The organism is Actinosynnema sp. ALI-1.44 (assembly GCF_001984155.1).
GTDB lineage: Bacteria > Actinomycetota > Actinomycetes > Mycobacteriales > Pseudonocardiaceae > Kibdelosporangium.
The window spans coordinates 39,068-63,539 of record NZ_MTQO01000053.1 but is presented as its reverse complement, the minus strand read 5'-3'; the positions used below and the strand labels follow the sequence as shown (position 1 = coordinate 63,539).

23 protein-coding genes are annotated in these 24,472 nt (G+C 66.8%); 11 read left to right on the top strand and 12 right to left on the bottom strand.

All coding sequences use genetic code 11. From position 1 onward, the window contains the following. The first annotated feature begins 23 nt into the window (after positions 1 to 23). Positions 24 to 626 (top strand): TetR/AcrR family transcriptional regulator, encoded by a 603-nt coding sequence (locus ALI144C_RS42200; RefSeq protein ID WP_237774583.1) that lies wholly within the window; start codon positions 24 to 26, stop codon positions 624 to 626. On the opposite strand, the gene ALI144C_RS42195 is transcribed toward ALI144C_RS42200, so the two are convergent. Next, positions 623 to 1,381, bottom strand: a complete 759-nt coding sequence (locus tag ALI144C_RS42195) for a decaprenylphospho-beta-D-erythro-pentofuranosid-2-ulose 2-reductase (protein ID WP_076992904.1) — start codon at positions 1,379 to 1,381, stop codon at positions 623 to 625. The two genes, ALI144C_RS42200 and ALI144C_RS42195, sit on opposite strands and share 4 nt — an antisense overlap. Then, positions 1,378 to 2,724, bottom strand: coding sequence for an FAD-binding oxidoreductase (locus ALI144C_RS42190; RefSeq protein WP_083753977.1), 1,347 nt, complete (start codon positions 2,722 to 2,724; stop codon positions 1,378 to 1,380). Before ALI144C_RS42190 ends, ALI144C_RS42195 begins: the two co-directional genes overlap by 4 nt. A gap of 62 nt (positions 2,725 to 2,786) precedes the next feature. Between ALI144C_RS42190 and ALI144C_RS42185 the strand changes: the two genes are divergently transcribed. After that, positions 2,787 to 3,212 (top strand): GtrA family protein, encoded by a 426-nt coding sequence (locus ALI144C_RS42185; protein WP_076992902.1) that lies wholly within the window; start codon positions 2,787 to 2,789, stop codon positions 3,210 to 3,212. Positions 3,213 to 3,237: 25 nt separating this feature from the next. Next, a complete protein-coding gene (locus ALI144C_RS42180; protein ID WP_076992901.1) occupies positions 3,238 to 5,139 on the top strand; it encodes a glycosyltransferase in 1,902 nt (633 codons plus the stop codon). A gap of 52 nt (positions 5,140 to 5,191) precedes the next feature. Here ALI144C_RS42180 and ALI144C_RS42175 read toward each other — a convergent pair whose 3' ends face one another. Next, positions 5,192 to 5,464: a hypothetical protein gene (locus ALI144C_RS42175; protein ID WP_076992900.1), complete on the bottom strand. Its 273-nt coding sequence runs from the start codon at positions 5,462 to 5,464 to the stop codon at positions 5,192 to 5,194. Continuing rightward, complete coding sequence (locus ALI144C_RS42170) at positions 5,461 to 6,378, bottom strand: DMT family transporter (protein ID WP_076992899.1); 918 nt, start codon at positions 6,376 to 6,378, stop codon at positions 5,461 to 5,463. Before ALI144C_RS42170 ends, ALI144C_RS42175 begins: the two co-directional genes overlap by 4 nt. A gap of 498 nt (positions 6,379 to 6,876) precedes the next feature. Here ALI144C_RS42170 and lanKC point away from each other — a divergent pair, with 498 nt between their 5' ends. Then, positions 6,877 to 9,456 (top strand): class III lanthionine synthetase LanKC, encoded by a 2,580-nt coding sequence (gene lanKC, locus ALI144C_RS42165; RefSeq protein ID WP_076992898.1) that lies wholly within the window; start codon positions 6,877 to 6,879, stop codon positions 9,454 to 9,456. On the opposite strand, the gene glfT1 is transcribed toward lanKC, so the two are convergent. The 5 genes from glfT1 to ALI144C_RS42140 form a co-directional block, all read right to left on the bottom strand. Next, positions 9,410 to 10,312: a galactofuranosyltransferase GlfT1 gene (glfT1, locus tag ALI144C_RS42160; RefSeq protein ID WP_076992897.1), complete on the bottom strand. Its 903-nt coding sequence runs from the start codon at positions 10,310 to 10,312 to the stop codon at positions 9,410 to 9,412. The two genes, lanKC and glfT1, sit on opposite strands and share 47 nt — an antisense overlap. Further along, positions 10,312 to 11,115, bottom strand: a complete 804-nt coding sequence (gene wzt / locus ALI144C_RS42155) for a galactan export ABC transporter ATP-binding subunit Wzt/RfbE (RefSeq protein ID WP_076992896.1) — start codon at positions 11,113 to 11,115, stop codon at positions 10,312 to 10,314. The genes glfT1 and wzt overlap by 1 nt, the downstream gene beginning before the upstream one ends. 18 nt (positions 11,116 to 11,133) lie before the next feature. Then, positions 11,134 to 12,030 carry a galactan export ABC transporter permease subunit Wzm/RfbD gene (gene wzm, locus ALI144C_RS42150; protein ID WP_076993676.1) on the bottom strand — a complete coding sequence of 299 codons (897 nt, stop codon included), beginning with the start codon at positions 12,028 to 12,030 and terminating at the stop codon, positions 11,134 to 11,136. Positions 12,031 to 12,160: 130 nt separating this feature from the next. Further along, positions 12,161 to 12,721, bottom strand: a complete 561-nt coding sequence (locus ALI144C_RS42145; protein ID WP_143231192.1) for a D-alanyl-D-alanine carboxypeptidase family protein — start codon at positions 12,719 to 12,721, stop codon at positions 12,161 to 12,163. A gap of 37 nt (positions 12,722 to 12,758) precedes the next feature. Further along, complete coding sequence (locus ALI144C_RS42140; RefSeq protein WP_076993674.1) at positions 12,759 to 13,307, bottom strand: bacterial proteasome activator family protein; 549 nt, start codon at positions 13,305 to 13,307, stop codon at positions 12,759 to 12,761. Positions 13,308 to 13,399: 92 nt separating this feature from the next. Between ALI144C_RS42140 and ALI144C_RS42135 the strand changes: the two genes are divergently transcribed. Continuing rightward, on the top strand, positions 13,400 to 14,602 hold the full coding sequence (locus tag ALI144C_RS42135; RefSeq protein ID WP_076992895.1) for a cysteine desulfurase-like protein: 1,203 nt from the start codon (positions 13,400 to 13,402) through the stop codon (positions 14,600 to 14,602). A 40-nt stretch (positions 14,603 to 14,642) separates the two neighbouring features. Here ALI144C_RS42135 and ALI144C_RS42130 read toward each other — a convergent pair whose 3' ends face one another. Then, a complete protein-coding gene (locus tag ALI144C_RS42130) occupies positions 14,643 to 15,620 on the bottom strand; it encodes an NAD(P)H-quinone oxidoreductase (RefSeq protein ID WP_076992894.1) in 978 nt (325 codons plus the stop codon). Between the two features lie 43 nt (positions 15,621 to 15,663). On the opposite strand from ALI144C_RS42130, the gene ALI144C_RS42125 reads away from it, so the two are divergent. Continuing rightward, entirely contained in the window at positions 15,664 to 16,299 is a 636-nt protein-coding gene (locus tag ALI144C_RS42125) for a GNAT family N-acetyltransferase (RefSeq protein ID WP_076992893.1), read from the top strand. 77 nt (positions 16,300 to 16,376) lie between these two features. Next, positions 16,377 to 17,900, top strand: a complete 1,524-nt coding sequence (locus ALI144C_RS42120) for a M28 family peptidase (protein WP_441297598.1) — start codon at positions 16,377 to 16,379, stop codon at positions 17,898 to 17,900. A gap of 53 nt (positions 17,901 to 17,953) precedes the next feature. Here the strand turns inward: ALI144C_RS42120 and ypfJ are convergent, their stop codons facing one another. Beyond that, the gene (ypfJ, locus tag ALI144C_RS42115) at positions 17,954 to 18,883 is read right to left on the bottom strand and encodes a KPN_02809 family neutral zinc metallopeptidase (RefSeq protein WP_076992892.1); all 930 of its coding nucleotides are present in this window, start codon (positions 18,881 to 18,883) and stop codon (positions 17,954 to 17,956) included. 559 nt (positions 18,884 to 19,442) lie between these two features. Between ypfJ and ALI144C_RS42110 the strand changes: the two genes are divergently transcribed. Further along, positions 19,443 to 20,516 (top strand): toll/interleukin-1 receptor domain-containing protein, encoded by a 1,074-nt coding sequence (locus tag ALI144C_RS42110; RefSeq protein WP_076992891.1) that lies wholly within the window; start codon positions 19,443 to 19,445, stop codon positions 20,514 to 20,516. A gap of 300 nt (positions 20,517 to 20,816) precedes the next feature. Here ALI144C_RS42110 and ALI144C_RS56010 read toward each other — a convergent pair whose 3' ends face one another. Continuing rightward, a complete protein-coding gene (locus ALI144C_RS56010) occupies positions 20,817 to 20,969 on the bottom strand; it encodes a hypothetical protein (protein WP_168211488.1) in 153 nt (50 codons plus the stop codon). Between ALI144C_RS56010 and ALI144C_RS42105 the strand changes: the two genes are divergently transcribed. The 3 genes from ALI144C_RS42105 to ALI144C_RS42095 are packed head-to-tail and all read left to right on the top strand — an operon-like array spanning position 20,962 to position 24,355. Beyond that, positions 20,962 to 22,731 (top strand): hypothetical protein, encoded by a 1,770-nt coding sequence (locus ALI144C_RS42105; RefSeq protein ID WP_143231191.1) that lies wholly within the window; start codon positions 20,962 to 20,964, stop codon positions 22,729 to 22,731. The genes ALI144C_RS56010 and ALI144C_RS42105 overlap by 8 nt on opposite strands. Continuing rightward, positions 22,728 to 23,777: a hypothetical protein gene (locus tag ALI144C_RS42100; protein WP_076992889.1), complete on the top strand. Its 1,050-nt coding sequence runs from the start codon at positions 22,728 to 22,730 to the stop codon at positions 23,775 to 23,777. The genes ALI144C_RS42105 and ALI144C_RS42100 overlap by 4 nt, the downstream gene beginning before the upstream one ends. Beyond that, entirely contained in the window at positions 23,774 to 24,355 is a 582-nt protein-coding gene (locus ALI144C_RS42095; RefSeq protein WP_076992888.1) for a hypothetical protein, read from the top strand. The genes ALI144C_RS42100 and ALI144C_RS42095 overlap by 4 nt, the downstream gene beginning before the upstream one ends. The last annotated feature ends 117 nt before the right edge of the window (positions 24,356 to 24,472 follow it).

The window sequence follows — 24,472 nt, the reverse complement described above, 5'->3', positions numbered from 1 at the left end:
TTTGTCGAGTATATTTTCCGGTCGTGACGTCCTTGCGGGAACGGAAGAAGGCGGAAACACGCCAGCGCATCGCCGACGTGGCGACGCTGATGTTCGTGACACGCGGGTTCGACAACGTCTCCATCGCCGAGATCGCCGAGGCGGCGGACGTGTCGAAGGTGACAGTCTTCAACTACTTCCCGCGCAAGGAGGACATCTTCTTCGACCGCGGACCGCAGGCCATGGAGCTGCTTACCGCCGCCGTCCGCGACCGTGCGCCGGACGAGTCACCTGTGCGGGCCATGCGGCGCCTGTTCGTGCGCCAGGCCGAAGAGGGGCACCCGCTCGGTGGGTTCCAGGACAGGTTCGTCGCCTTCTGGCGCACGGTGCTGGACTCGGCCGCGCTGCGGTCGCGGGCGCGTGAGGGAATGGACGAACTGACGGCGTGCCTGGCCAAGGTGATCGCCGAGACCAGCGACGACCCATCGCCGGACGTGACCGCTGCCGTGATCATGGGGGCGTTCCAAGCGGTCTTCGCGCAGGGGGTAGCGCGCATGCTCGCAGGGAGCACCGCGGTCGAGGTCACGGCTGATCACATCGTCGCGGTCAACCGTGCCTTCGACCGGCTCGCTGGGGGAATCTCCTAGAAGGGCAGCTTGCGGAAGATCGGCCGCGGCACGTGCCGCAGGATCGACATCACGCCCCGGAACACCGCAGGCGCCCAGACCTGCTCACGTCGCGTGCGCACGGCGTTGACGACGACTTCAGCCACCTGGTCGGCCGTCTGCGACAGCGGCGCGGGCTTCATGCCCACGGTCATCTTCGTGCGCACGAAACCGGGACGCACGACCGTCACGGTCACGCCATGCTCCTTCAGCGCGTACGTCAGGCCCGTGTAGAACGCGTCGAAACCGGCCTTGGTCGAGCCGTACACGAAGTTCGACCGGCGTGCCCGCTCCCCGGCGGCGGACGACAACGCGACGAGCGAGCCGTGGCCCTGCTTGCGCAGACGCTCGGCCAGCGGTACGCCGACGGTCACCGCGGCCACGTAGTTGATCTCGGCGAGTTCACGGGCCACGTCGACGTTCGTCCAGGCTTCCTCCTGGTCGCCGAGCACACCGAACGCCACGAGCGTGACGTCGATGTCGCCGTCCGCGAACGCCTTCTCGATCACCTCGGTGTGGGTGTCCGGCTGCCGCGCGTCGAACGGCAACGTCGTGACCGTCGCACCCAGGTCACGCAGCCGCGCCGCGGCCGCGTCCAGCCGGTCCGACGGGCGACCTGCCAGCGTGACCCGCATCGACTTGCGGGCACGGGCGTAGCGCTCGGCGACCGCGAGGCCGATCTCGGAGGTGCCGCCGAGCAACAACAGGGACTGGGGGCTGCCAACCGCGTCGATCACGTAAGCCTCAACCTTCTGGCCATGTCGGAGACAAAGATTCCGTTCGGGTCGACCTCGGCGCGCACCTTGCGCCACTCGTCGATCCGGGGGTACATCCGCTGGATCGCCTCCGGCGTCGCCCTGGACTCCTTGGCCAGGTACAACCGCCCGCCGGTGCTCAGCACGAGCTCGTCGAGCTCCGCGCACAGTTCAGCGAGTCCGCGCCGGACCGGCAAGTCGACAGCGAGAGTCCACCCCGGTTGGGGGAACGACAGCGGCGCGCGGTTGCCCTCACCGAAGCGCTTGAGCACGTTCAGCGCCGACACGTGACCGGTCTCGACCATCAGCTCGACGCTGCGCTTGACCGCGTCCTCGTGGCCGAAGGGGATCACGTACTGGTACTGCAGGAACCCGCGCGGGCCGTACACCCGGTTCCACTCACCGGCGATGTCCAACGGGTGCAGGAACATCGTGATGTTCTGGATCGCGCCGTGCTTCGTCGGCGACTTGCGGTACCAGAGCTCGCAGAACATCCGCGCGGTCAGCTTGTTCAGCATTCCCGGCGGGAAGACGTTCGGCACGGTCAGCAGCTGCGGCGCGTCGAACTTCAACGGGTTCTTGCGGAGCTTCTTGGGCAGGTCGTCGAGCGTGGCGTGGTTCGCCCTGGTCAGGATGCCGCGGCCGAGGTGCGGTCCGGAGACCGTCGAGTCGAACCACGACACCGACTCGAGGTACTTCTCGTCGTCGACCGACTGGCGGGCCATCAGCTCGTCCAGGTTGTCGATCTGGTCGGTGTCGACCTTGAAGTACGCCGTCTCGACCCGGTTGAGCCGCAGCTTCGCCCGGACGACGACGCCGGTCAGGCCCATGCCGCCAGCGGTGGCCCAGAACAGCTCGTCGTCCTGCGTGAGCGTGTGGACCTCGCCGTCCGCGGTCACCAGGTCCATCGACTCGACGTGCTCGCAGAAGCTGCCTTCCACGTGGTGCGCCTTGCCGTGGATGTCCGCGCCGATCGCGCCGCCGACGCTGACCTGCCGCGTGCCCGGCAGCACCGGCAGCCACAGGCCGAACGGCAGCAGCCTGCGCATCAGCGTGTCCAGGCTGACGCCCGCGTCGGTGTCCACGACCGCGGCGTCCGCGTCGATGGAGTGGATGCGGTCGAGGCCCGTCACGTCGATGACCAGGCCGCCCGCGTTCTGCGCCGGGTCGCCGTACGCACGACCGAGGCCGCGGGCGATGACACCGCGCTCGTCGGCGGACCGCAGCGCCTCGATGACTTCGTCGACGGTCCGTGGGACGACGACACGCGCGGTACTCGGCGCGGTACGCCCCCAACCGACCAGCGTTCGCAACTCGGGATCCACCCGCCCGAGCCTACCGAGCGCGGACTCATACACTGCTTGGGGCGCCGAGCAGCAAGGAAATCATGGTGACGGCAGTGGACGCTGGTTCTCCAACCGATTCACGCGAAGTGGGTCTGCTCACCCAGATCAGCCGGTTCGTCCTGGTCGGCGGGCTGTCCGCGATCGTGGACTACGGCATCTACCAGGGCCTGCTCGCGCTGGGCACGTGGGTGCACCTCGCGAAGGCGATATCCTTCGTCCTCGGTACCACCACCGCCTACCTGCTCAACCGGCGTTGGACCTTCAACGTCTCGGGCGGTGCCGCGCCAGTGGCGAAGTTCATGGTGCTCTACACCGTGACGTTCTTCGTGAACGTCGGTGTGAACGCCCTGATGCTGCAGGTGCTCGGCGACTTCGAGTGGGAACACACCGTGGCGTGGGTGATCGCCCAGGGCACGGCGACAGTGATCAACTTCGTGATGCTGCGGACCGTGGTGTTCAAGCAGTAGAGCCCTCCTGGAGGACTGAGGCGCGATGCCCGGCAAAACCGCACCCGCCCGCGGCAAGACCACCACAGCACGTGCGCAGGCCAACGGCAGCGCACCGCGACCAGCCCGCCTGGTGACCCAACGCGCGCTGTTCGGTGGCCCGTCGCCCCTGGTCAGCGACGACCTCTACGCCCAGGTGGGCACAGGCGCAGCCACGCGTTCGCGCGACAGCGTGACCGTCGAGCCGTCGTCGGTCGTGTCGATGAACACATACTTCGGCCGTTTCCCGGCGAGCTACTGGCAGCGCTGGACGGTGGTGCGCGAGGTGGCCGTGGAGTTGGTCGCCGCAGGAGTCGGCCGTGTGACCGTGCACGCCTCGGACTACGAAGGCGTGTCGCGGACCGTGGCTTCGTCGGTGGTGTCCACGGACGGTCCGGTCACGCTGACCGCCAAGCTCGACCGTTTCATCGACGGCGGCGCGCTGTGGCTGGACATCGAGACCGGCGTGGGCGAGACGCTGACCGTGTCCGAGGTCCGGTGGACCGTCGCGCCCCCGGAGGCGTTGCGGCCGACGTCGGTGGTCATCTGCACGTGCAACCGCGCCGACGACTGCCTGAACACCTTGGCGGCGCTCGCCGCCGACCCGGAGGCGTTGTCGGTCCTGGACACGATCTACGTCGCCGACCAGGGAACGGACACGGTGGATTCGCGGCCCAGGTTCGCGGACGTCGCCAAGAAACTCGGTGCGAAACTCACGTACATCCAGCAGCCCAACCTCGGCGGCGCGGCCGGTTTCACCAGGGGGCTGTTCGAGGCGGCGAAGCAGTCGGATCACGCCAACGTCCTGTTCATGGACGACGACGTGCTGCTGGAGCCGGACATCGCGATCAGGCTGACGGCGTTCGCCAACCGCACGGCGCACCCCGTGATCGTCGGTGGCCAGATGCTGAACCTGTTGCACCCCGACAACCTGCACGTCGGCGCGGAGTACGCGGACCTGGAAGGCCTCGCCGCGGGACGAGTCGCGGAAGGCGCGCTGTCCAACGCGGACCTGCTCGGCACCGACCCGGAGACGGGAAAGCCCAACCGCCAGGAAAGGCGGGTGGAAGCGGGCTACAACGGCTGGTGGTCCTGCCTGATCCCCACGGAGATCGTGCGGGAGATCGGCTACCCCCTGCCGGTGTTCTTCCAGTGGGACGACGCGGAGTACGGCTACCGCGCCAAGGCGGCGGGCTTCGCGACAGTGACGCTGCCCGGAGCGGCGGTGTGGCACGCGGACTTCATGTGGAAGGACTGGGACGACTGGCACAGGTACTTCAACCTGCGCAACTCGATGATCACAGCGGCACTGCACAGCCCGTTCAACACCAAACGCGTCGCCCGCGTGATCGCCGCCCAACTGACCCGCTACCTGCTGTCGATGCAGTACGGCCTCGCCGCGACGATGCTGAAAGCGGTGGAGGACTTCCTGGTCGGCCCGCGGATACTGGAAGACGGCGGCGCGGCGGTGGTAGCCGAGATCCGAGCGCTACGAGCCCGATACCCGGACACCTTCCGCCACAGCCCAGCGGACGTGCCGGAACTCCGAAACGGAGAACTGCCGCTGATCCCGGCGGGCCCGTCCCCGAAGAACAAGCCGGTCCAACTGCTCAAGCAGATCACCAACCAGCTGCTGGGCAAGCACACGCTGGAACGCGGCGCGGTAAGCCTGGAAGACGCAACCTGGTGGCACGTCTCAAGGTTCGCGAACGTGGCAGTGACCGACGCGTCGCAGGAGGGCGTGCGCCTGCGCAAGTACGACCGCGACCTGATGATGCGACTGGGCAAGCAAAGCGCGGCGGTCCTCCGCCGGTTCATGGCCGAGGGCAACACAGTCCAGCAGCAGTACAAGGAAGCGATGCCGAACCTGACCAGCCGAGAGAACTGGGCAAGGCTCTACCAACTCTGAAGGTTCCGGTGGTCCCGTTGGCGCGAACCGCGTCAACGGGACCACCGAGTTCCTACGGCCTGAAGCCGCGTCCACCCTTGGCTGCGCTGCCGTAAACGCGAGACGACGGCGGCAGTTCGTCGAAGTGCGCGGTGGCCACGTGGGCGAAGTTGATAGTCACCTTTGTCCCGTCTTCCAGGTCGGGGGCGTCGACCGCGCCGGACGTCATCAGTGTCGGGAGCTTGCTTGCCAGGCCTTCGGCGGCCGCTGCCGACAGTGCGTACACCAGGGGTTCCCCACCGCTCGCGAGGTGCAGCACGAGGGCGTTCTTCTTCGGCTCGCTCATGGTTTCACTCCAGCATCGGGTTTGCCGGGTCGCAACGCCGGTTCACCCTGAGCGGATCCGCTGTCGGCGGAATAGCTCATGACCAGCGCGATTCCCAGCAGCACCGCTCCCACCGCTCCCGTTGTTCCCAGTGATTCGTTGAAGAACAGGACCGACAGCACCGTCGCTGTCAGGGGTTCCAGGACTGCTGCCAGTGCGGCTGTCACCACGTTTGAGCCGCGTAGTGCGGTCAGGTAGCAGCCGTAGGCGACCGCTGTGGGGATTGTTCCCAGGAATGCCGCCGTCAGCAGGGTGTCCGCTCGTAGCGGGATCGCCATTCCCAGTGGCAGCGCTATCGGTAGGAGGACCAGACCACCTATCAGGAGACCCAGTGAGATCGTCTGCCCCGCCGGGAGGACCGGGGTTCGGTTGATCACGGTGAAGGCCGCGAAGCCGCCCGCCGCGATCAGGCACATCGTGATCCCGACGACGGTCTCCGCCGGTGTTCTGGTCGACGGTGTGCCCGCGAGCAGCGCCAGGCCGATTACGGCCATCGCGATGCTCAGTGTCGTTCGTGTGCTGGGCAGGCGGCGGGTCCGCAGTGCCGTGAACGCCGCGAGCATGACCGGTGTGCTGCCGATCGTGACCAGGGTGGCGAGGCTGACCGAAGTCATAGCGACGCCACCGAAGTAGCTTGCTTGGAAGATCGCCAACAGCGCGCCTGCCGCGATGAGCCTGCGGGTCAGCGGTTTGGTGATCTTGACTCGTCGGATCTGCCCGGCCAGTGCGGCGGTGGCGATCGCTCCGCCGAGCAGCAGCCGGTAGGCCGCGACGGCCAGCGGGTGCAGGCCGGTCAGGTTCTGCAGTACCGCACCCGCCAGGCCGCCGGTTCCCCACAGCACACCGGCGATGATCAGAAACAGCTTGGTAGACAAGGAAAACGCTCCAACGCAGGAGGAACACGGGCATGTTCTTCCGCGGGGCGATCAGGGCATGTTCCATCGCACGCGAACGTCGTGGCCGCGCGCGGGTATGTGTGCTTGCTCCTGCCCCGCCTAGGCGGCGGGCGGCGGAGTTATCGGAAACATGCGGTGCACGTCAAGGACGTTAGCGGCGATGTCAAGCGTCATTGGAGTGAACCTCTTATCAGGCGACACACTCTCGGTAGATCCACTACTGTGTGTAGCGGGCGATAGTCCGTGCCGGACCGTCGATCAATGCGGCATCCGGAGGAGCGACCAGCGGCAACCGGGTGTCTTTCGTCATTTTCCGACAGGTCACTGCCGGATACTCGACGGTAGGAAGTGCGTGCAGGCGTCTAATTGGCAGGCTGAACCCTCGAACGGCGGATCGACCTGCTGTTCGTTTCACGCGGAAAATATTTCTTCTCGGGCGCGAATGGCGGAAATCAGAACGGGGAGGCGCTTGCCGGCATGGATCTGCGTTATGAGGCATTCTGTTTCGCGGATCGTTACTTCTACGACGCCGATGGTTATGGAATCGATACCCTGGAAAGCTGGGTCAGCTCGCTTTCCGGTTGCCGTGCCGACTGGCGCCGGTTCGACCGCGGCGACTGGCACGTCTGCCTCCCCGAGGATGTGGACCTGCCGATGCAGGGCTGGAAGGTGCACGTCGCCGCGACCGGCGCCGATGCCGCCGCCGTGCTCGACGCGGTACGGCCGTACTGTGTGTCGGCGCGGTTGCCGTTCAAATTCCTGCGCTCGCCGCGAATTTTTGCAAATCGTAACGCGAAGTATGCCGATCGGCTGGCAAGCGGTAAATTGATCACGATTTACCCGGTCGGAGACAACGTTCTGAAACGCGTCCTCGAGGACTTGTCGACCCGGCTGGCCGGGCTGCGGGCCCCGCATATACCAGGTGACGTGCGGTACCGCGAGGGCCCTCTTTACATTCGTTTTGGTGGATTTGTCGAACGTATGATCACCGATGCGCGTGGCGCCCGCATCCCGGCGTTGCAGCGGCCGGACGGTGTGGTGGTGCCCGAGCCACCCGGCGTACCCGACTGGGTCGAGATCCCCGCCTTCCTGAAGCAGCACTTCCACGCACAGCAACCCCGCGAGGCGGCCCGCTACCAGGTCACCAAGGTCCTGCAACAGACCAACGCCGGTGGTGTGTACCTGGCCAATCAGCGGGCTGACGGCAGCCAGATCGTGCTCAAGGAAGCCCGGCCGTACACCGGGCTCGACCAGGACGGCGCCGACGCGGTGACCCGGCTCGACCGCGAGGCCCGCACGTTGCTGCGGCTCGCCGGCGTCCCCGGCGTGCCCGAACTGCACGGCCGGATCTCGGTGTCCGGCAACGAAGTCCTGCTGCTGAGCCCGGTGCCCGGCGTCCCGCTGTCGCGCTGGCTCGCCCGCAACTACCCGCTGACCCAACGGGAGCAGGCCAAGACCGACCGCAGCCGGTACGTCGAACGCGTGCTCGCCCTGCTCGCCAGGGTCGAACGCGTCCTGTCCGACGTGCACCGGCGCGGACTGGTCCACGGCGACCTCAACGACCGCAACATCGTCGTCGACGAGGACGACTCGGTGTCCCTCGTGGACTTCGAGTTGTCGTTCCCCGCCGCCGACCGGCGCAGGCCGAGCGGGGCCACACCGGGCTACCGCGCGCCCGCCGACCGCACCGGCTTCGAAGTCGACCGGTACGCCTTCGCCGTGCTGCGGCTGTGGATGTTCCTGCCGATGACGACCGTGCTCGACCTGGCGCCGGACAAGCTCGCCGACTTCGTCCGCCAGGTCCGCAAGCGGTTCGACCTCCCGCTGGGGTACCTCGAAGAGGTCCTCGCCGAACTGCGCCCGCGTGCGCCCAGGTCCGCGCGCAGGCGGATCGCGTTCGACCAGCCCGAGGTCAACTGGACGTCGGTGCGCCGGTCGATCGCCGACGGCGTGCTGGCCAGCGCCACACCACACCGCAAGGACCGCCTGTTCCCCGGCGACATCCAGCAGTTCGCCGTCGGTGGGACGAGCTTCGGCCACGGCGCGGCCGGCGTGCTGCACACGCTGGAGGTCTGCGGGTTCGGCCGGTTCCCGGCGCACGAGAAGTGGCTGATCGACGCGGTGCGACGGCAGCCGCCCGCGACAGCGGGATTCTGGGACGGCGCGCACGGCGCCATCCACGTCCTGGACAACTTCGGCTACCACGACGACGCCGACGAGCTGATCGACAAGGTCGACCCGCAACTGACGTCGATCACGGCACACGGATTACGCGCCGGGCTCGCCGGAATCGGCCTCAGCCTGCTGCACCTCGCGGCGAACAGGCAGGACGCCGGGCACCTGTGGCACGCCATCGAGCTCGGTGACCGGCTGACGACCATGCTGGAGAACCCCGCACGGGGCCGGGCGGGCCTGATGCACGGCTGGTCCGGTCCGGCGCTGCTGTTCCTCAGGCTGTTCGAGCGCACACGCGACCGAGGCTGGCTGGATCACGCCGACCTGGCCATCCGCCGCGACCTGATGGAGTGCGCCAGGACCCCGGACGGCTCGCTGCAGGTCCGCGACCGGCAGAACACGTTGCCGTACCTGGAAGTCGGCAGTGCGGGCATCGCGATCGCGGTGGAGGAGCTGCTGACCACGTGGCCCGGTGCTTCCGTGGCGAGTGAACTGCCGAAGCTCCGGCGCGCGCTGCTGGCCGAGTTCGTGATCCAGCCCGGCCTGATGCTCGGCCGGGCCGGACTGATCGGTGCGCTGGCTGCGGGGCTGCGGCGCGATCCGGACCCGCTCGCGTCACGGGCCCTCGATCAGCACCTCGAATGGCTGGCGTTGCACGCGGTCGCGTACCAGGGCCATGTGGCGTTCCCCGGTACGCACCTCTTCCGGCTGTCCATGGACGTCGCTACGGGCAGTGCGGGGGTGCTGCTTGCCCTTGCGTCCGCAATGGACGGCGTGCAGCTGTTGCCTTTTCTGAGCGACAACAGCGCACCCGTGGTCTTCGGACTGGAGAGCGTCAGTAGCGGAAGAAGTGTTCGCGTTGGCCCTGGCGGACGAGCTTGAGCCACTGGACGAACGCCTTGGGGTCCTTGCGGACGGTCAGGAAGTACAGACCGAACCGCAGGACCTCCAGCGCGCCGATCTTGCGCATTCCCGGGCGCGACAACAGGTACCCGCGGTTGCGGTACGTGTAGTAGCGCTTGACCTCGTTGTCCGGGTCCTGTGCGTGGAACCGGCCGCCGAGCATCGGCTTGAACTCGTCCGAACCGTCCGGGTGCAGGTAGGTCGCGCGCAGCGACGTGCCGAACGGCAGGCCGGAGCGGACCAGCCTGCGGTGCACCTCGACCTCGTCGCCGCGGACGAACAACCGGTAGTCCGGCACCCCGACCACGTCCAAAGTGGACGCGCGGAACAGCGCGCCGTTGAACAGCGACGCGATGCCGGGCAGGAAGTCCGTGCCGAGCTCCGACGTCTGGCGCTTCCACGTCAGACCGCGGCGCAACGGGAACGCCAGCGCGTCCGGGGTGTTGATGTTCGCCACGACGGGGGAGATCTCGGCGAGGCCGCGCTTCTTGGCCTCACCCATCAGGATCTCGAGCACGTTCTCGTCCGCCGGGCGGCCGTCGTCGTCGGCCAGCCAGACCCACTCGGCGCCCATCGCGAGCGCGTGCAGGATGCCGAGCGCGAAACCGCCCGCGCCACCGAGGTTGCGGTGTGACGCGAGGTAGGTCGACGGCACCGCGGCGGCCTTGACCAGGTCCTCGACCGGCTGGTCCGGTCCGTTGTCGACCACGATCAGGTGATCCGGCGGGCGGGTCTGCGCGCCGAGGATCTTGAGCGAGTCGACCAGCAGCTCACGCCGGTGCCGCGTCACCACGACGGCCACGACGGAGTCGGGCCCCAGGGATCCAGTGGCCATCACTTGTCACCACCCGCGGTGACGCCGAAGCGGGCCAGCGCCTCAGGACTGAGGTTCTCGTACGGGTCGCGGCCCTTGTACGCGGTCAGGACCTCGCGCAGGGAACCCTGCATCTTCATCCGGCCGCCGTCCATCCAGATCGCCGAGTCGCACAGGTCCATCAGCAGTTCGTCCGCGTGTGAGGCGAACACCAGCAGGCCGGAGCGCTTCACCAGGTCGATCATCCGGTCGCGGGCCTTGTCCATGAACGCCGCGTCCACCGCGCCGATGCCCTCGTCCAGGATCAGGATCTCCGGGTCGATCGAGGTCACGATGCCCAGCGCCAGCCGTACGCGCATACCGCTCGAGTACGCCCGCAGCGGCATCTGCAGGAAGTCGCCGAGTTCGCTGAACTCCGCGATGTCGTCGATCTTCGACTCCATCTGCTTGCGGCTCATGCCGAGGAACAGCCCGCGGATCATGATGTTCTCGATGCCGGAGATCTCCGGGTCGAGACCGACGCCGAGGTCGAAGACCGGCGCGATCTTGCCGACGATCTTCGAGCCACCGGTGATCGGCTCGTAGATCCCGGCGAGCAGCCGCAGCAGGGTGGACTTGCCCGCGCCGTTGTGGCCGACGAGCGCGACCCGGTCGCCCTCCTTGAGCGAGAGGGTGATGTCCTTGAGGGCCTCGATCACCGGAATCCGGCTTTCGGTGCCGATCGTGCCGCCGACCTTGCCGAGCACCGCCTTCTTCAGCGAGCGGCTCTTGGCGTCGAAGATCGGGAAGTCGACCGAGGCGTTCCAGACGTCGATGCTGACCATGTGCTCCTCCTGCCTCAATCAGACCCAGTAGGGGACGCGTGCGCGGTAGTTGCGCATCGCCACGAGTGCCAAGAACCAGCCGACGACTGTGATGCCACCGACGACCGCCCAGTGGTGCCAGCTCTGCTCGTTGCCGATCAGTGGCGCCCGCAGGATCTGGATGAAGTGGTAGAAGGGGTTGACCTCGATGATGATCGACCGCCAGCTGCTGCCGCCGCTCGCGATCTTGTTCAGCAGGTCGGTGGTCCACACGATCGGCGTGCCGAAGAACGCCAGGTTGGTCAGTGCGGTGATGACCTGCGGGATGTCGCGGTAGCGGGTGGAGATGACGCCGAAGAGCAACGCCACCCACACGCCGTTGAGCGCGATCAGGAAGAACGCCGGGACCGCGAGCACGATGGTCCAGTCCAGGCCCGGCTGCCCCGGACCCGCTTCGGTGATCTTGTAGCCGGTGGTGCTCAGGTCGCCGAAGAAGATCACCAGGATCACGGCGTAGACCAGCAGGTTGTGCGCCATCATCAGGGTCAGGCGCCACACCGTGCGCAACGCGTACACCGTCAGCGGCGCGGGCAGGTGCTTGATCAGACCCTCGTTGGCGATGAAGGTCTCGGTGCCCTCGGTCACGCAGCCGAGCATGAAGTTCCAGACGATGAACCCGACGGTCAGGTACGGCAGGAACGTGCCGATGTTCGCCTGGAACAGCGTCGAGTACAGCAGGCCGAGACCGATGGCGGTGACCGCCATGCTCAGGGTGATCCACAGCGGACCGATCACCGAGCGGCGGTAGCGCTGCTTGATGTCCTGCCAGCCGAGGTGACCCCACAGGTCGCGTTGCTGGAACCCCTCGCGGATGTCCTGCCACGCCCGGCGGAAGGTCCGGCTGGGGTTGTCGAGAGGCTTTTCTGCCGCCGTCATCGGTCGGTCGATCGTGCTCGTCGCTTGCACGGTTGTTGAGAGTACCGACGACCATTCACCCCTTCGGTGACCGGTCGGTCACCGAGCTGACGAACACCTGTGGCGCGCATGGAAACGCATGGTATGTCCGTTACGCGTGGGGCAGCAGTGCCGGGCATCCGTTGCGGTAGTCCGGGTTGTACTCGAAGTGCCATGGTTCGTTCTCATATCGCCTGCACCAGCCGTGTTTTCCGGCCGATCGCTCCACCCACCCGGCCGCCGCGAGCGGCTGGATGTCGACCGCGATGCCTTTCACGTGCATCGACTCGTCCGGCGGCAGCGCGTATTTGCGAGCCAGTTCACGCGTTCCGAAGCGTTTGACGTAGTCGTCGAACTGGGCCTGCTGCTGACGTGAGCTCCGCTTGCCGTCCTGCAGGCACATCGTGATGTTCTGCTTCTTGGCCTCGGTTTTGAGCTGCTGGAACGCCGCCAGCACGTCGTCGCGCAGGCCCGTGGGCTGCTCGTCGACGTAGCGCTTGTCGGTCGGGCACGTCGAGCCGGTCTCCGGCCCGACGACCCCGTTGATGTCGTATGTTGCCTGGCCGCTGAGCCGCTCGTACCCGATCACCTTGAAGCTCCACAGCCCGAAGAGTGATCCGGAGAACACGACGAGAACACCGGCGACCAGGACGGTTCTGATCCATCCCCGCACACATCGAGGACGCGTGGCGTCCCCGGCGAGTTGCTTTTCAGAGATACTGGCCACGCGTGGCGTCGTGCGGCTGCTGTTGTTCACCGAGGCCCGGCGGCAACGCGCCCCGGCGCATCTGCTCCAGCTGCACGCGTGCGGACATCTGCTGGGCGAAAAGCGCGGTCTGGATGCCCGCGAACAGGCCCTCCAGCCAGCCGACCAGCTGGGCCTGCGCGATCCGCAGCTCGGCGTCGGACGGGATGCTGCCGTCGGTGAACGGCAGGGTCAGCCGGTTGAGCTCCTCGCGCAGCTCGGGGGCCAGCCCCTCCTCCAGCTCCTTGATCGACGACGCGTGGATCTCCTTGAGCCGGGTCCGGCTGGCGTCGTCGAGCGGGGCCTGCCTGACCTCCTCGAGCAGCTGCTTGATCATGGTGCCGATCCGCATCACCTTCGCGGGCTGCTCGACCATGTCGCCGATGGTCTCGGCGCTGGCCTCACCCTGCTCGCTGCCGTCGGGGATGCGGGCGGCGCCGAGCGGCTGACCGTCCGGACCCACCACGACCACGTGGTGCGCGTCGTCTTTGCCGTTCTGTCCTGGCTCGCTCATCTGTTCCATCCCTGCGGCTGTCCTTGTCCCCCGGAAGACTCATACCCGAGGGTAGCGGTCGTGACACTTGGACCGGTCCGTACGGTGTGGCCATGGCGTTCGACGTCGCTCGGATCCGTGGGCTGTTCCCCGCCCTGGGGGACGGCTGGGTCCACCTGGACGCATCCGCCGGCATGCAGGTGCCCGAACAGGTGGCCATGGCGGTCGCCACAGCCATGCGCGCACCCGTGTCCGGACCTGGTGGCGCCTTCCCGGCGTCGCAACGAGCCGAGGCCATCGTGGACGCCGCCCGCAGGGCGGTCGCCGACCTCGTCGGGGGCGACCCCGCCGGGGTGGTTCTCGGCCCGAACGTGCCCGTACTGCTGCAGCGGCTGGCCGAGGCGATCGGCAGCGGCTGGCTGATCGGCGACGAGGTGGCGGTGTCCCGCCTCGACCACCAGGCCAACATCGCCCCGTGGCTGCGCGCGGCGCAGCGGCCGGGCGCGGCGATCCGGTGGGGCGAGATCGACATCGAGACCTGCGAACTGCCCGCGTGGCAGTACGAGAGCCTCATGTCCCGCCGCACGAAAGTGGTCGCCGTCACGGCGGCGTCAGGGGCGGTCGGTACGAGACCGGACATTCGCAAGATAGCCGACATCGCGCACAGCGTCGGCGCGTTGCTGGTGGTCGACGCCTCGGCAGCGGCGCCGTACATGCCGCTGGACATGGCGGCGATGGGTGCCGACATCATCGCCGTGTCCGCGTCGGCGTGGGGCGGTCCCGCGGTCGGCGCGCTCGTCTTCGCCGACCCCGAGCTGCTCGACCGCCTGCCGGTGAGTTCGCTGGACCCGAGCACACGCGGCCCGGAACGCCTCGAGCTGGGCGCGCACGCGTATCCGCTGCTGGCAGGCCTGGTGGCCTCCGTCGACTACCTGGCCATGCTGGACGACGGGGCCACGGGGACCAGGCGCGAGCGCCTGCACACCTCGATGGGGTCGGCCAAGAGCTACCTGGCCGGGCTGCTGGCCAAGCTGATCTCGGAGCTGCGGGCGATCCGCCACGTGATGGTGATCGGCGACGCGATGCGCCGAATCCCGGTTCTGGCCTTCACGATCGGCGACATGAAAGCCGCCGACGCGATCGTGGCACTGGCCGACAGCGGTATCTGCGCGTTCGCCGACGACGTGCCCAGCGGCGTCTTCACGGCACTGGGGGTGAGCGAGGTCGGTGGCGCGGTGCGCGTCGGCCTGGCGCACTACACGACGTCGAGCGAGGTCGACCAACTGGTGGACGCGGTCGCCGACCTGCGCCGTTAGCTGACCGGGAACGCCCGTTGCGAGCGTTCCCGGTGCGCTGTCAGGGTGTGAGGATCAGCTTGCCGAAGACCTCGCCGCCGCTCTCCAACGCGGTGTGCGCGCCGGACGCGTCCCGCATCGACCGGACCTCGTGCACGATCGGCTTGACCTTGCCCTCGGCGATCAACGGCCACAGTCCTTCGCGGACACCGGCGACCACGTCGGCCTTGCTGCCCTTTCCGGACACCGGTCGGCCGCGCAGGCCAAGCGCGGCAACGCTTCCGCGCTTGGGCAGCAGCTTGGCGAAGTCGAGCTCGGCCTTCCGCCCACCTTGGAAGCCGATCACCATCAGCCTGCCGTCGTTGGCGAGCGCCTGCATGTTCCTGTCCAGATAGGACGCTCCCATGTTGTCGAGTATCACGTCGGCGCCGCGCTTTCCGAGCACCTCGACGAAGTCCTCGGACTTGTAGTTGATCGCGATGTCCGCGCCGAGCTCCGTGCAGCGGGCGAGGCGTTCGGCGGATCCCGCGGTGACCGCGACCGTGGCGCCGAGCGCCTTGCCGACCTGGATCGCGTGGGTGCCGATGCCGCCTGCGCCGCCGTGCACCAGCAGGATCTCGCCGGCCCGCAGGCCCGCGTGCTGGACGACGTTGGACCAGACCGTGCACGCGACCTCGGGCAACGAGGCCGCGGTCACCAGATCGACCCCCTCGGGCAACGGAAGGACCTGCGCGGCCGGTACCGCGACGCGCTGGGCGTAACCACCGCCCGCGAGCAGCGCGCAGACCTCGTCGCCGATCTGCCAGTCCGTCACGCCTTCGCCGAGCGCGGTGATCGTGCCGGAGCACTCCAGGCCGATGATGTTCGGCGTGCCCGGCGGCGGCGGGTACAAACCCTGGCGCTGCAACAGGTCTGCCCGGTTCACGGCACTCGCCGCGATGTCGATCAGCACCTCGCCCGGCCCGGCCTGGGGGTCCGGCACCTCGGTCCATTCCAGTACTTCAGGTCCACCCGGCTCGCGGGCCACGATTGCATACACATCTCCACGGTAAACCGGTCGCCGTGGTGAATACGCTCGGGGCATGGATCCATGGCCACTCCGCGACCTCGTCCTGCGCACACCCCGGCTTGAGCTGCGGCCGGACGACGACGCGGGCCTGTTCGAGCTCGTCGAGGTGGCCAAGCGCGGTGTCCACGAGCCCGACCGGATGCCGTTCGTCGTGCCGTGGACCGACCGGCACCCGCGGGAATGGATCCAGTTCTACTGGATGACGCGCGCGATGCTCGGCCCGGCGGACTGGACCGTCAACTTCCTGACCAGAGTGGACGGTCGGGTGATCGGCATGCAGGGCGCCACCGGCAAGGACTTCGCGATCACGCGCGAGGTGCACACCGGTTCGTGGCTGGGCCGGGAGTTCCAGGGCAAGGGGTACGGCACCGAGATGCGCGCCGCCGTGGTCATGTTCGCGTTCGACTACCTAGGGGCCGAGCTGTTGACCTCGGGTGCGTTCAGTGACAACAAGGCCTCACACAACGTGAGCAGGAAACTCGGTTACCGGCAGGACGGCACGAACCGCATCGCTATCAGGGGAAAGCTTGGCATCGACGTCCGGCTGGCGCTGACGAGGGAGCGGTTCGTCCGTCCCGAGTGGTCGGTCGAGGTCGATGGGCTGGACGGATGTCGCGGCTTGCTCGGTTTGGACCCGTCCGCGGACTGAAAATGCCCATATTCGCATGCGACTCTTGACCGGGGACCCGCGCGGGGAGAGGGTGACGGCCCACCATGCAGGAAGGGATGTCCATGCCCCTTAAGGCAACAACCCGGTTCGCGGCAGTCATCGCCACCGCGACCGTCGGGTTCGCGCTCGCCGCCGTGCCGGCCACCGCCGCTGCGCAGGGTGACGCGCTACCGAAGAAGATCTCACGCAACGTCTCAGTGGACGGTGTGCACCGCCACCTCATCGCGTTCCAGCGCCTTGCCGACCGCAACGGCCGCACCAGGGTCGCGAGCAGCGCGGGCCACCAGCAGTCCGCGAACTACATCGCCGACAAGGTGCGTGCCGCGGGCTTCGACGTCTCGATCCACGAGTTCCCGTTCATCTACTTCGTCCCGCAGGTCGAGACGCTGACCGCGGACGGCCGCTCGGTGCCGACGCACATGTTCACGTACAGCAAGTCGACCCCGGCAGGCGGTCTGACAGCGCCGCTCGTGCCCGTCCCCGTCGACGACTCGCCCGGCTGCGAGGCAACCGACTACGCGGGCCTCAACGTCACGGGCAAGATCGCGCTGATCAAGCGCGGCACCTGCTCGTTCGCCCAGAAGCAGCAGATCGCCGCGGAAGCGGGCGCGATCGCCACGGTCATCTACAACAACGTTCCCGACCCCGCGCCGCTGGCCGGAACGCTCAGCGACCCGGCCAACGCCAGGGTTCCCACGGTCGGTGTCACCCTGGCGGAGGGCGAGGCGCTCGCCGCGAAACCACCCGCGTCGGTGACCGTCAACGCCCGCGCCACGGAGGAGCCGCGCAAGAGCTTCAACGTCCTCGCCCAGACGAAGACCGGGCGCAAGGACAACGTCGTGGTGGCCGGTGCGCACCTCGACAGCGTCGAAGGCGGCCCGGGAATCAACGACAACGGCAGCGGATCGGCCGTCCTGCTGGAAACCGCGCTGCAGCTCGGCGGGTCGCCGAAGGTCAACAACGCCATCCGGTTCGGCTGGTGGAGCGCCGAGGAGTTCGGCCTGGTCGGCTCGACGCAGTACGTCCGGTCGCTGACCTTCGAGCAGCAGTTGGACATCGCGCTGTACCTGAACTTCGACATGGTCGGCTCACCGAACGCCGGCTACTTCGTGTTCGACGGTGACAACTCCGACAACACCGGCGCGGGCCCCGGCCCGACCGGCTCGGCGGCGATCGAGTCGGCGCTGCAGGCCCGTTTCCGCGCCGCGGGCGTGGAAACCGAGGGCACTGACTTCGACTCCCGCTCGGACTACGCGGAGTTCGTCGCACAGGGCATCCCCGCTGGCGGCACGTTCACCGGTGCGGAGAAGCTCAAGACGGCCGCGCAGGCGGCGAAGTGGGGCGGCCAGGCCAACGTGGCATACGACAAGTGCTACCACCAGGCCTGCGACAACCTCTACAACGTCAACCGCACGGCGCTGGGCAAGCAGGCCACCGCGATCTCGTACGTGATCGCCGCCTACGGCATCAGCACGGAGGACGTCAACGGCGTCCCGCCGAGGCCCAAGCGCGCCCAGGCACGCATGGCGGCGAAGGCCTTCTCGGCCCCGACCACGTACAACCACGACCCAGCCAGCTAAAACCTCGTGAGTGGTTAGTCCGGTGCTAACCGGACTAACCACTCACGAAGCTTTCAGCCGAGGTTGCTGGTCCGGAATGTGTCGCAGTTGGCGGGATTGCCCGACTGGATGCCCGTGGTGAACCACTTCTCGCGCTGCTTCGACGTGCCGTGGGTGAACTGGCTCTCGTCGACGCGGCCGCCGCCGAGTTCGCGCTGGATGAAGTCGTCGCCGATGCGGGCCGCCGCGTCGAGCGCACGGCGGATGTCGTCGTCGCTGATCGACTTGATCAAGGGCTGGCCGCCGTTCGCGGTCGGCTGCGTGGTCGCGTGCTTCGCCCAGACGCCCGCGTAGCAGTCAGCTTGCAACTCCAGCCGGACAGCGTCCGACGTGGCGCCCTTGCGGCTGCGGACCCGGTCGGAGGTGCCCAGCAGGTTCTGCACGTGGTGGCCGTACTCGTGCGCCAGCACGTACGCCTCGACGAACGTGCCGCCCTGCGCGCCGAACTGGGTCTGCAGCTGCTTGAAGAACGCCAGGTCGATGTAGACCTCGGAGTCGCCGGGGCAGTAGAACGGGCCGACGTCGGAGGTCGCGCTGCCGCAGCCGGTGCGCACGCCGCCCTGGAAGAAGTTGGTCGGCGCCTTCCGGTACGTCCGGCCTGACCTGGCGAACTCGTCCTGCCAGTACCCCTGGATCGAGTTGATCACCGCGACCAGCGCGCAGTCGTGGTTGGTGTTGGCGTCCTTGCCCGTGCGGCACTGCTCGGAGAGCCTGGCGTTGTCCACTTTGTCGCCGTTGCGGACGTCGCCGATGCCGCTCGCGGACGTGCCGTCCAGCCCACCGACCCCACCGAGCTGGGACATCACGAAATAGATGATCAGGCCGACGATGCCGAGCCCACCGCCGCCGAGCAGCACCCGGCCGCCGGTACCGCCACCTCCGCCGCCGGACCGCATGTCCTCGACCTGCGATGTGTCCAAACCAGCGTCGTCGTTGAATTCCACGTCGCCTCCGTGGTGTGTGGAAGCCAACGATATACAGCCGGGCGCGGCGCGCTCAGCGCGCCGCACCCGGATCGGATGGACATGTCTTGGTCACGAACGCCCTCACCCGCTGGCGCGGAGTTTCCAAGGAGGCTCAACGCGTCGACGTGCGACGCACAGTTCGAACGGGCTGGACCGGCCGCTCACAGTCACGACCGCGCCGAGTACCGATCAGCCCAGTCGTGGGGTTGCGACAGGGAGCGCGTGACCGCGAGACGTAAGCGCATTGCCACGGCACCACCTGCCCTTCGCGTTCGGAGTAACGCCTACCTCCGAGCATGCACCTTTGTGGCCCCGCTCACAAGGGACCTGAATTGGTGAAGTTGGTCGTCACTGTCCGAACAGGACCTCGACACGCCGGCCGGAGGGGCCGCCCGCGCCCACGCCACCGGGGTGGTCGGGGGACGTTGGTCAACCACCTGACAATTGGTGGTCACTTCCAAGACTTGCCTGCGGCCGATCGGCCGAATGCCGTTTGCTGTGCACACAGGCGATTGTTTTGTTCCGTGTGGGAGGCTACATGGCCAAGGCCGGCGAGGCGCCGTCATCGCGGTACGACGTGTGTTTGTCCTTCGCAGGTGAACAACGACAGTACGTCGAAGAGGTAGCCGAACTCCTCAAGGTCAATGCTGTCAAGGTATTCTACGACTCCGACGAGACCGGCACCATGTGGGGAACCGACCTCTACGAGTTCTTCGACGACATCTACTACCGTCGATCCAAGCTCTGCGTCCTGTTCGTGTCGGCGGACTACGCCAGGAAAACCTGGACCCGACTGGAATGGCGGAGCGTGCAGGACCGTGTGATGAAAGACCGCAGGTTGTACCTGCTCCCGGTGCGGTTCGACGACACTCGAATTCCGGGCATAGGCGACTCCATCGGCTACATCGACGCACGGGTGACCACGCCACGCGAACTCGTCGACATCCTCGTCGGCAAACTCGAGTTGGCGGCAGGCAAGTCGACTGTGGCCACGTACATCGCAGTGGCCACCGAAGGCGCTGGGCGTTCGGAAGCCGTCATGACGGCGGCGCTGAAGAACTCTCGCATCGATCTGCCGAGCGATCTTCTGCACCACTCCGACCATCAGTCCGTTGCTGTGGTCCCCATGGAAAAAGCAGGGCCGTTGGACCTGCTGACCACGTTTCTCCCGCACGTCGAGGACGAGGCCTCGGCTCGTGGCTGCAAGGTGAGCGTCGGGGTCCACATGGGAGAGATAGCCGGTGTGTTCCCGGAGTGGGACGGCGCTGACGTTCGTGCCGCGATCGCCATGATCGACGACGCCGTGGTCCTCAGGACCTTCGCCGCGGCCACCCGAGCCGATTTGATCGTCGCCGTCTCCAGTGAGTGGTACAAGAACGCGGTGCGGTCCGGCAGGTCCGCCGACATCCTGTCCACCTACAGCCAGGCGCGGCTGTCGGACGGGCAGAGCATTTGGCTCAGGGTTCCCGGTTACCCGAAACCAAAGCCGGTCACGGAAGAAAAGGCTTCCCGCAAGGCGAACGTCCCCGCAAAGGTGACCAACTTCTACGACAAGGTGCGCGCAAAGCACATCGGCGACATCTACTATCCGTCAGGAGACGGTGATGACTGACGATTCGGGCTCACGGGAAGGAGGGCAAGAGGATTCGGGTGCCCCCGAGCCTGACGACGAAGTCGCCGCCGCCGACGGCTCTGTCAAGAACGACAGCACGGACGAAAACAAGGAGAATGCGAGGGGGGAAAGCGGCAAGAGCGAGTCCGCGACCGCCCAGGAAAAGGCGGCCGACCCGGAAAGTGCGCGCAAATGGCGCAGTGTCGGGCTCGGAATGGACGCCGCGCTGGCCGCGCTGATCGGTGGCGGCCGGGCGAACGTCTTCTTCGGTGAAACCTCCATCGGGACGCTGGGTGATCACTACCGGTCGACGACGTCCAACCAGTTCGGCGTCCTGATCCGTAGCGGCACGGTGTCGAGGGATGTGCTGGCCCGCATCAGGGATTCGTACGTCGAGCCGACCCGGTACCGCGAGATCAGGCAGGTCCTGGAGAGCCAGCAGGCGGTGTTCATCCGTTCGGACAGCGGATCGGGGCGGACGGCGACCGCACTGCGCCTCCTGGATCACGTGTGCCGGGCAGGTGTGCGCAAACTCGATCCGGACGTCAAGCTGAAGACTCTCAGCGAAGGTGACCTGGAGGACAACCACGGCTACCTCCTGGAGTCGCTGGCTCCGGAGCAGGCGCAGGAGTTCCAGGCCTACCACGCCGAGCAACTGGCGAGCCTGATGCACAGGAAAGGCTGTCGGCTGGTCGTCGTCGTCGACCGGACGACGCCTCTGCACACTGCCGACATCGGCCACATGGTCGTCGACGGTCTGGGTGAGGTGTCCGCGGAACAGCTGGTGAAGAAACACGTCGCCTGGGGAGTGCGGGGCTCGGCAGTCGATGTGAACGCCCTCCTCGATCGACCGGAAGTGGCTGAGATCCTCAGTCAGGTCTCGAAGGACTCCGCGCACCGCGAGCTGGCGGAACTCGCCGCGCTCCTGGTCGATGTCGCCCACGAGCGGCTCACTGTCGAAGCCCTGCGTGAGCGCTACCTCCGCGCCGACGACGCGAAGTTCCTCGAATGGTTCGACCAGCAGGCGGACACCGATCAACGCGCTTTCGTGATCGCACTCGCGGTTTTCAACAACGAATCGGTACAGCTTGTGTCGGAGGCGGCCAGCTGGCTGGCGGACAGTATACACAAGGCGGAACGGCGCAGGCGCAGTGAATGGTGTCGATCGGTCTTTGAAATTCCATTGCAGAAACGTCTCGACGATGCCCGTGCGGAAGTGGTTTCCGGTACGGTCGAGACGCGGTACGGTGAAATCAAGCTGCTGAAGGCGCGCTTTCGAGACGATCGGTTTCCGCGCAAAGTGCTGGATCACGTGTGTGGTCAGTACAGCCAGGCGCACGAGGTGGTCAGGGACTGGTTGCTCAAACTGGGCGGCATTCCAGGATCGGACGTGCGGATCAGGGCGGGTGTAGCGGCTGGTCTGCTCAGCACTTTCGATTTTCTCGGCATATACAACACGGTGATCGAACCGTGGGCCGACTCGGGCGATGTCGACAACCGGTGGGCAGCGGTCGCCGCGCTGCAGATACCCGGCCGACACCCGGAAATGGCCAGAGTCGTGTACCGGATGTTGCACAAGTGGATTGCCCAGAAGAAGGTTCCCAACAGGCGGGTAACCGCCGTGCAGGCCATCGGGAGTACCGAGGCGATGAGCCCCGGGGCCGCGTTGCGGCTGCTGAGGTACGCCAGCAGGCACGCCAACTGGGACATGGCCTACGCGATCGGTGAAAGCTTGAGCGAGCTGTTCTGCCGTGTCGACGACCCGGGGCAGGTTTTGCGTGCACTGGTGAAGTGGACCGACGACGACGAGTATCCCGAGCGTCGGGAAACAGCCTTCCTGTCGGTGTTGATCATCTCGGCTTACGTGGTCGTTCCGATGCGGAAGAGTGTGGAAAAATGGCCGGTTCTCATCTGGGTCGCCGAACACCTCGGAGAGCATCGCGACCTGGTTGTCACGTTGTTCTCTCGAATGTTGTCGGCCGCTGAGTTCATGCAGCGCGGATATCTTGCGATGCGGCGGTGGTTGACGGTCGCGCGGAAAGACAAAACTCTGTGCAGACCGATCGCTGATCTGTTGTTCGACATCGGCGAACACTCGGGTGAGCTGGCAAGCATCCGGTACTACGTCGAATACTGGGGAGTGCAGCGGGGTGGCCCTCGTGATGCGGCGGAAACAGTACTCCAGTACCTCGAAGAGAAAGGTGGATCGACATGAACGACGCCGTCCCGGGTGCGGAGAAGCGGTCAGCGGGCACATCGGCGGCGAAGCGAGAGTCTTCGCAGAAGAAGATTGTCGAGAAGCTGAGCGCGGATCGCAGCGAACTGCGCAAGCTCAACCCGGTTTCCTCAGGCCCGACTGCCGTTGTCTACTTGACGAAGCGGGGCACGTACGAGCTCGGAAGCAGCCGGATGACCATGGGCGAACTCTGGCTGAGGACGCCGAAGGAAGTCTATTCGGTGGACACCTCGTCGCATCAGACCCTGCTCACGTTGGAGCTGCCGTGCAAGCAGGACGCGATCTTCTTCCCGGCGAAGGTGCGGATCACCTGGCGTGTCGCCGACCCCATCGCGGCCGTCGCTGCCGGTCTGACGGATCCGGTGCCGGTGCTCCGGGACTACATGGAGGAACGGTTGCGGCTGATCAGCTGCGATTTCGACGTCGACGACATCGGCGCGGCAGAGCGGCGGATCAACAACGACTACGGCGATCGCACCGTGATGATCTCCGACGCGATCACCATGAACCGGTGCAACGTGACCCTGTCTCTCGACGCGAAGACGAAAGAGAGCCTCGCCGGTCTCACGCATTCCGGGTACGCCCACCGCCTGGAGATGCAACTCGCCGCGCAGCAGCGAGAACTCGAAGCCCTGAAGCAGAAGCACGAGCTGGACTTGAAGGAACAACGCATGCGGGTCTACGCGGACGCGCTGCGCACCGACGACCTCAACGTGCTGGCGCTCCGGCTGGCCGGGCACGGCGAGGACGTCAAGGACGTCATCGAGCTGATCATGCGCGAGAAGCAGATGAAGTTCGAAGGCGCGAACGCGATGTTGAACTCGCTGCTGGACGCGAATCTGCTCAACCGCAGGGACGTGGCCGCGATCATGGCCAACGCGAGCAACGTCGTCGTCGACCACATGCGTGGCGGGAACGCCGACGGCGGCGGCAAGGTCGAAGCGATCTCGACGCGGCCCCCGGTGCCCATCGAGTCGGCGCGCTCAGATCCCGACGAGATCGATCTGGACGGTGAACGGGAATGAGCCAGCCTGTCGAAGCAGTGCTCAACCCGCTTACCGATGTTCCGCTGCTCGGCTACGTCATCACTGTGGTGAACGACGCCTTCACCCAGCTGTCCCTGCCGTTCTGGCTCCGATCGCTCATCGAACTCGTGCTGGCCGGGCTGCTCGGGTACGCGCTGCTCCGGCTGCTGGCGAGCCGGCTGCTGCCGTGGCTGGGAACAGCTCTGGTGACTCCGGCCGTGCTGGTCGGCGACCTCGTGAGGACACTCCTGCTGCTGCCCGATCTGGCTGTCAGCCGCGGTATGCGCCGCCTGGGACGCATACCGCCGGAAGTGGTGTACGCCTACGGCACCGTGGTCATGACGTCGGTTGACCTGTTCGAAAAGGTCGTTCGCAGGCTGGTGCCGAAACTCGCGGCGGTGAAGAACGGCAGCGGGATCGTCCTGGTGGTCCTGCTCGTGGTGCTCTTCCTGGTCTGGAACAGCCAGTCGTGCGCGGGAGGACCACCTGCCGACGGCGCCTGCGTCTCACCGATCACACACTGGACGACCTCGCTCAGCACCTGGTTCACCGAACTCGGCGCCACTGACCAGCGATAATAGGGACAGCCGACGTGGTTCACAGCGGGGGGTTTGGGGGGTCGTCCCCCCAAAATGACGGCAGCCGACGTGGTCCACGGCGGGGGGTTTGGGGGGTCGTCCCCCCAAAATGACGGC

Bases quoted from the DNA above. Each gene is read 5' to 3' on its own strand.
- ALI144C_RS42185 (WP_076992902.1), top strand. From the start codon at position 2,787: ATGGTGACGGCAGTGGACGCTGGTTCTCCAACCGATTCACGCGAAGTG.
- ALI144C_RS42180 (WP_076992901.1), top strand. From the start codon at position 3,238: ATGCCCGGCAAAACCGCACCCGCCCGCGGCAAGACCACCACAGCACGT.
- ALI144C_RS42175 (WP_076992900.1), bottom strand. From the start codon at position 5,464: ATGAGCGAGCCGAAGAAGAACGCCCTCGTGCTGCACCTCGCGAGCGGT.
- lanKC (WP_076992898.1), top strand. From the start codon at position 6,877: ATGGATCTGCGTTATGAGGCATTCTGTTTCGCGGATCGTTACTTCTAC.
- glfT1 (WP_076992897.1), bottom strand. From the start codon at position 10,312: ATGGCCACTGGATCCCTGGGGCCCGACTCCGTCGTGGCCGTCGTGGTG.
- wzt (WP_076992896.1), bottom strand. From the start codon at position 11,115: ATGGTCAGCATCGACGTCTGGAACGCCTCGGTCGACTTCCCGATCTTC.
- wzm (WP_076993676.1), bottom strand. From the start codon at position 12,030: ATGACGGCGGCAGAAAAGCCTCTCGACAACCCCAGCCGGACCTTCCGC.
- ALI144C_RS42140 (WP_076993674.1), bottom strand. From the start codon at position 13,307: ATGAGCGAGCCAGGACAGAACGGCAAAGACGACGCGCACCACGTGGTC.
- ALI144C_RS42135 (WP_076992895.1), top strand. From the start codon at position 13,400: ATGGCGTTCGACGTCGCTCGGATCCGTGGGCTGTTCCCCGCCCTGGGG.
- ALI144C_RS42125 (WP_076992893.1), top strand. From the start codon at position 15,664: ATGGATCCATGGCCACTCCGCGACCTCGTCCTGCGCACACCCCGGCTT.
- ALI144C_RS42120 (WP_441297598.1), top strand. From the start codon at position 16,377: ATGTCCATGCCCCTTAAGGCAACAACCCGGTTCGCGGCAGTCATCGCC.
- ALI144C_RS42110 (WP_076992891.1), top strand. From the start codon at position 19,443: ATGGCCAAGGCCGGCGAGGCGCCGTCATCGCGGTACGACGTGTGTTTG.
- ALI144C_RS56010 (WP_168211488.1), bottom strand. From the start codon at position 20,969: ATGAACACCGCCTGCTGGCTCTCCAGGACCTGCCTGATCTCGCGGTAC.
- ALI144C_RS42100 (WP_076992889.1), top strand. From the start codon at position 22,728: ATGAACGACGCCGTCCCGGGTGCGGAGAAGCGGTCAGCGGGCACATCG.
- ALI144C_RS42095 (WP_076992888.1), top strand. From the start codon at position 23,774: ATGAGCCAGCCTGTCGAAGCAGTGCTCAACCCGCTTACCGATGTTCCG.